Genomic DNA, 6,364 nt, shown 5'->3' with positions numbered 1-6,364 from the left:
GCCCTCCAGGCAACGCTCGACAAGCTGAAGGCCGGTCCGCGGCCGACAGAGATCGCCCAGGCGCGCGCCGCTTATGACGAAAGTATTGCCGATCTCCGCAATGCCAACCTCGCCTATGACCGAGCCCGCCAGTTGCGCCCGCAGGGCACAATCTCCGAGGCCAGCCTTGATCAGGCGACTGCTGCAAGGGCCATGGCCGCCGCACGCTCCGACTCTGCCAACGAGGCGTTGAAACTGCTGCTGGAAGGCTCCCGTATCGAGGATATCGCCGCCGCCGACGCCCAGTTGAAGGCGGCTCAGGCAACGCTTGCCTCCGCCCGCACTTCGCTTGATGATACCGAACTGCGCGCGCCGAACGACGGCGTCATCCTCTCCCGCGTCAGAGAGAATGGCGCGATCGTCTCGCCGGCAGACACCGTCTTCGTGTTATCGCTGACAGAACCCGTCTGGGTGCGCACCTATGTCGCCGAACCCGATCTCGGCCGCATCCATCCCGGCATGAAGGTTGCGGTCACCTCCGATACGGCGCCCGACAAACCCTATGAAGGCACGATCGGCTTCATCTCGCCGGTCGCCGAATTTACTCCGAAATCGGTGGAAACGCCGGAACTGAGGACCGACCTCGTCTATCGCCTGCGTGTTGTCATCGATAAGCCCGGCCCGGATCTGCGTCAGGGCATGCCGGTCACGATACGTTTTCCCTCGCTGACGGCAAGTGGACAATGACCGCCGCCGACGCCAGCCAGGACGACAAGGCGCTCGTCCGGATCGACGGCGTCACCAAGCGCTTCGGCGATGCGCCAGCCGCCATTGACGCCGTCTCCGGCATGATCGGCGGCGGCGCAATCACCGGTCTCGTCGGCCCTGACGGCGCCGGCAAAACGACGCTGATCCGCCTGATGACGGGCCTGATGCTGCCCGACACGGGAACGATGGAGGTTCTCGGCTTCGACACGCGTAAGAACCCCGCCGGCATCCAGGCGGCGATCGGCTACATGCCGCAGCGCTTCGGTCTCTATGAGGACCTTTCGGTGCAGGAAAACCTCGATCTCTATGCCGATCTGCGGGGCCTGCCGAAGAGCGAACGCGCAAGCGCCTTCGACGAGTTGCTCACTTTTACCGACCTCAAGCGTTTCACCGGCAGGCTCGCCGGAAAGCTCTCCGGCGGCATGAAGCAGAAGCTCGGCCTTGCCTGCGCGCTTCTGAAGAAGCCGCGCCTGCTGCTGCTCGACGAGCCGGGCGTCGGCGTCGACCCGATCTCGCGCCGCGACCTCTGGAAGATGGTCGAGAACCTGACGAAGGAAGGCATCGGCGTCCTTTGGTCGACTGCCTACCTCGACGAGGCTGAAGCCTGCGACCATGTGCTGCTCTTGAACCAGGGAAAGCTGCTCTTTTCGGGAAAACCTGATGACATGACCGGTCGCGTCAACGACCGGGTTTTCCGCGTCTCGGGCATGACAGGGCGCCGCCGGCAGGTGCTTGCCGGGCTTCTGCAGGCCGATGGCGTCATCGACGGCGTGATCCAGGGCGAAGCGATCCGCCTCGTCGCCGCCAGGGACAAGAAACCGGATATCGGCTCGGCCGGCGATGGCGCAACGCTCACCCCTGCCCCGCCGCGCTTCGAGGATGCCTTTATCGACATGCTGGGTGGTGGTCCTGGCGGCCGTTCGAGGCTGGCCGAGGCGCAAGAGCCGGTGAAAGGCGAGGACGACCGGCCGGTGATCGCGGCCAAGGGGCTGACCAAGCGCTTCGGCGATTTCACCGCTGCCGACAATATCAGCTTCGATATCCGCCGCGGCGAAATCTTCGGCCTGCTCGGCCCGAACGGCGCCGGCAAATCCACCACCTTTAAGATGCTCTGCGGCCTGTTGAAGCCGACCGGCGGAGAAGGCCGCGTTGCCGGTTTCGACCTTCGCCGCGATGCCGCCGAGGCCCGCAACCAGCTTGGCTATATGGCGCAGAAATTCTCGCTCTACGGCGATCTGACAGTCATGCAGAACCTCGAATTCTTCTCCGGCGTCTATGGCCTTCGCGGAAGACACCGGCGCGAGCGCATCGAGCTGATGGCCGGCATCTTCGATTTCGGCCGCCATGTCAGCCAGCCGGCCAAGGACCTGCCGCTTGGCCTGAAGCAGCGTCTGGCGCTCGCCTGCGCCGTCATGCACGAGCCGCGCGCCCTCTTCCTCGACGAACCGACCTCCGGCGTCGATCCGATCACCCGGCGCGAATTCTGGACGCATATCAACGCCCTGGTCGAAAAGGGCGTCACGGTGCTCGTCACCACTCATTTCATGGACGAGGCCGAATATTGCGACCGCATCTCGCTGATCTATCGCGGCCGCTCGATCGCGCTCGGCTCGCCCGATGAATTGAAGGCCCGCGTCGCGACCAAGGAGCTGCCCGACCCGACAATGGAGGATGCCTTCATCGCCCTGGTACAGCAATCCGAGAAGGAGGATGCAGCATGAGCACCTCTTCCGGCCGGATGCGGCGTCTCTTGGCCCTCGTGCGCAAGGAAAGCTTTCAGGCGATCCGCGATCCGAGTAGCATCCTCATCGCTTTCGTGCTGCCGCTGATTCTGCTTTTTCTTTTCGGCTACGGCGTCTCGCTCGATACCACCCGCACCCGCATCGGCCTCGTGACCGAGGAGATGACGCCGCTGACGCAGGATCTGTCGGCCAGTTTCCAGGCCTCGCGCTATTTCGATGTGGCCATCAGCCGCGACCGGCGTCTGTTCGAGGAAGATCTCGTGCTCGGCAAGCTGCGCGGCATCGTCGTCATCCCCGCCGATTTCACCACGCGCTACACCGCCGGCAACCGGCCGGATATCCAGGTGATCGTCGATGGCTCCGAACCGAACACGGCGAATTTCGTGCAGAATTATGCCCAAGGCACTGTCGCCAACTGGGAGCGGCAGAGGCAGGCGGATGTCGCCTCCCACAGTCCCGCCATTTCGGTGGAACAGCGCTTCTGGTTCAATCCCGAACTGACCAGCCGCAATTTCCTCGTGCCCGGCTCGATCGCCATCGTCATGACGCTGGTCGGCACGCTTCTGACCTCGCTCGTCGTTGCCCGCGAATGGGAGCGGGGCACGATGGAGGCGATGATGGCGACGCCGGTGACGGCAGTCGAACTGCTCGCCGGCAAGATCCTGCCCTATTTCCTGCTCGGCCTCACCTCGATGACGCTCTGCGTGCTGCTTGCGGTCTTTCTCTTCGGCGTGCCGTTCCGCGGCTCCATCGCTGCTCTTTATGCGCTGTCGGCCGCTTTCCTGATCCCGGCGCTTGGCCAGGGCCTGTTGATCTCGACGGCAACGAAGAACCAGTTCCTTGCCTCGCAGCTGGCGTTGATCTCGGCCTTCCTCCCTGCTTTCCTGCTGTCTGGTTTCCTCTTCGAGATCAATTCCATGCCGACCGTGATCCAGTGGATCACCTTCATCGTGCCGGCGCGCTACCTGATCCCCAGCCTGCAGACGGTGTTTCTGGCCGGCGACATCTGGCCGATGTTCGGCCAAGCGATCGGCGTAATGCTGACGATCGGCGCCATCATGTTCGTGCTTGCGGCCCGCAGCACCAGAAAGAGGATCGGCTGAGATGGGTTGGACAAGGCTCTACGCCCTGATCGTCAAGGAACTGCTCGCCGTGCTGCGCGATCCCAAGGGCCGCGCCATTCTGATCGGCCCGCCGATCGTCCAGCTTCTCGTCTTCTCCTATGCGGCGACGCTCGAAGTTCGCAATGTCGACGTGATGATCCTCAACCGCGACAGCGGCCATTGGGGCCAGGAATTGATCGAGCGCATCGATGGCTCGCCGACCTTCCGGAAAATCGAGATTGCAGGAAACCAGGCGGAGGTCCGGGTGGCGATCGACAACCAGACGGCCATTGCCGCCGTTGAGATCGGCCCGGACTTTTCGCGCAATATTGAGGCGGGAGCGCCGGCCGACCTGCAGGTGGTGCTCGACGGCCGCCGCTCCAACGCCTCGCAGATCGTCGCGGGCTATCTCTCGCAGATCAGCGCCGCCCTCGCCGCCGAGACGCCGGCCGGCAAACGTGCCGGCGCCGACATCGTCTCGACAGTGCCGCGCAACTGGTTCAACCCGAACCTCACCTATCAATGGTTCATGGTGCCGAACCTGATCGCTAGCATCGCGCTGCTGATCGGCCTGATCGTCACGGCCCTGTCGATCGCCCGCGAGCGCGAACTCGGCACCTTCGACCAGCTGATGGTCTCGCCGCTGCGCATTCACGAGATCCTGATCGGCAAGCTGATCCCGCCGATGATGATCGGTCTCTTCCATATCACCGTCTATATCCTGGCCGCCGTCTTCCTCTTCGATGTGCCGCTGCGAGGCTCTCTCTTTCTGCTGTACGGCAGCGCAATCTTCTATCTCGGTTCGGTCGCCGGCCTCGGCCTGTTCATCTCGGCGCTTTCGATGACGCAGCAGCAGGCGATCCTCGGCGCCTTCCTGTTCATGGTGCCGGCCATGCTGCTATCAGGCTTTGCGACGCCGATCGAGAACATGCCGGGGTGGCTGCAGCCGGTGACACTGATCAATCCGCTGCGCTATTTCCTGGTGATCGTCAAAGGCGTTTTTCTCAAGGATATTCCGCTGAGCGAGGTGGTGAACCAGACAATCCCGCTGGCGCTGATCGCCACTGTTACGCTCAGCGCCGCCGCCTGGCTCTTCCGCCGCCGGCTGGAATAACCACTGCTTCAGCCGCCTCACAGAATGTGAACCGGCCTTCCAAAGCGTGACTCTCTTCTGCCGGAACCTCGGATTGGCGCGGTCGTTACCCAAGCGCAACCCAGCAAAGGAGAAGCAAAATGTACAAGATCCTACTTGTCTCCAGCGCCCTTGCGCTGTCGTCGCTCGCCACCAATGCGCTCGCTGACGGAGCCGTCACCGGTGCAGCCGGCGGCGCCATCACCGGCGCAATCGTCGGCGGCCCTGTGGGTGCTGCCGTTGGCGGCGTGGCCGGCGGTGTCGCCGGCGCAGTGATCGATCCGCCGCCGCGCGAGGTCGTCACCTATGTCCAGCAGCAGCCGGCCCCGACCGCTTCTGTGGTCGTCCAGGAACCGATTGTCGTCGGCAAGCCGCTTCCGGCGGATGTCGTCGTGACGCCGGTGCCTGACAATCCGAAATATGCTTACACGGTCATCAACGATCGCCGTGTGATCGTCGAACCCCGCACCCACCGCGTGGTGCAGGTGATTGAATAAACAGGAAGAAAGGGTACGGCTCCCACGGACCCTTTCTTCTAGCGAAAACCGCCGCCCCGAAAGGACGGCGGTCGTGCTGTTTGATCGGGCGGATCAAACCTTCAGCTCGCGCCGCTCGCGCTCGGTCACCATCGCAAGGTCGAGCACCTTCTGCAGGTTGGCGGCGTGGCGGAAGTTCGGGTCTGGCTGGATGCCGCTTGCCACGGCCTCGGCAAAACGCTGGTAGTTGGTCGCCACCGGTTCAACCTCGATCTTCGTCCAGGTGGCGGTTTCGACATCCTCACCGAGGCAGCCATGCAGCTCGGAACCGCTGGGACGATGGATGACCTCGAGACTGCCCCTCTCGCCATAAATGCGCAGCTTCAACTCGTTCAGATGCCCTGTCGCCCAGCGGCTGGCATGGATGACGCCGAGCGCGCCGTTGGCGAAATCGACAGACATGGTGAAGCTGTCATTGGCATCGAGCAGATATTCGCCGATCTGGCCGCCCGGCGCCTTGTTGAAGGTCTTCAGCCGGGCGAAGACGTGGTCGATGTCGGTCGCCGCGCCATAGGCGGCGAAATCGAGAATATGGATGCCGACGTCGCCGAGCACGCCGTTCGAACCGTGGCCGGTGGAAAGCCGCCACAGCCAGGTCGATTCCGTGCGCCAGTCGCCCCAGGCACGCGACACCAGCCAGCTCTGGAGATAGGAGGCTTCCACGTGTCTGATCGTGCCGAGCTCGCCGGCGAGCACCATCTCGCGGGCGCGCTGCAGCGGCGCGACGTTGCGATAGGTGAGATTGACCATGTTGATGACGCCGGCCCTTTCGGCCGCCTCCGTCATCTCCAGCGCCTTCGCATAGTTCTCCGCCAGCGGCTTTTCGCAGAAGACATGTTTGCCCGCGGCAATCAGCGCCATCGTCGTCGGGTGATGGATGCGGTCGGGGGTGACATTTGTCGCCGCATCGAATTCACCCCAGGCGATCGCCTCCTCCAGCGAAAGAAACCGCTTTTCGATGTTGAACTTGTCGGCGAAGGCCGAAAGCCGCTCGGGATCGGTGTCGACGGCGCCGACCACCGTCACGCCGTCGATGAGGGGGAAGCGGGCGAGTTGGTTTTTCGCCATCACCCCCGTGCCAAGAACGAGTAGTCGCATGGATGC

6 protein-coding genes are annotated in these 6,364 nt (G+C 63.5%); 5 read left to right on the top strand and 1 reads right to left on the bottom strand.

What is annotated here, in order from left to right; all coding sequences use genetic code 11:
• The 5 genes from FY112_RS09905 to FY112_RS09885 all read left to right on the top strand — a co-directional run.
• On the top strand, positions 1 to 726 hold a 726-nt coding region (locus tag FY112_RS09905; RefSeq protein WP_151518292.1), incomplete at its 5' end, for an efflux RND transporter periplasmic adaptor subunit.
• On the top strand, positions 723 to 2,468 hold the full coding sequence (locus FY112_RS09900; protein ID WP_151518291.1) for an ATP-binding cassette domain-containing protein: 1,746 nt from the start codon (positions 723 to 725) through the stop codon (positions 2,466 to 2,468). The genes FY112_RS09905 and FY112_RS09900, both read left to right, overlap by 4 nt.
• Complete coding sequence (locus tag FY112_RS09895) at positions 2,465 to 3,592, top strand: ABC transporter permease (protein WP_017961689.1); 1,128 nt, start codon at positions 2,465 to 2,467, stop codon at positions 3,590 to 3,592. The genes FY112_RS09900 and FY112_RS09895 overlap by 4 nt, the downstream gene beginning before the upstream one ends.
• Before the next feature lies 1 nt (position 3,593).
• Positions 3,594 to 4,706 (top strand): ABC transporter permease, encoded by a 1,113-nt coding sequence (locus FY112_RS09890; RefSeq protein ID WP_017961690.1) that lies wholly within the window; start codon positions 3,594 to 3,596, stop codon positions 4,704 to 4,706.
• A gap of 119 nt (positions 4,707 to 4,825) precedes the next feature.
• The gene (locus FY112_RS09885) at positions 4,826 to 5,221 is read left to right on the top strand and encodes a DUF1236 domain-containing protein (protein WP_017961691.1); all 396 of its coding nucleotides are present in this window, start codon (positions 4,826 to 4,828) and stop codon (positions 5,219 to 5,221) included.
• Between the two features lie 93 nt (positions 5,222 to 5,314).
• Here FY112_RS09885 and FY112_RS09880 read toward each other — a convergent pair whose 3' ends face one another.
• Positions 5,315 to 6,358 carry a Gfo/Idh/MocA family oxidoreductase gene (locus tag FY112_RS09880; RefSeq protein WP_094087585.1) on the bottom strand — a complete coding sequence of 348 codons (1,044 nt, stop codon included), beginning with the start codon at positions 6,356 to 6,358 and terminating at the stop codon, positions 5,315 to 5,317.
• Positions 6,359 to 6,364 lie beyond the last annotated feature (6 nt).

The organism is Rhizobium sp. PEPV16 (assembly GCF_008919455.1).
Taxonomy (GTDB): Bacteria; Pseudomonadota; Alphaproteobacteria; order Rhizobiales; family Rhizobiaceae; genus Rhizobium; species Rhizobium leguminosarum_Q.
This window is presented reverse-complemented; position numbering and strand designations above follow the sequence as displayed.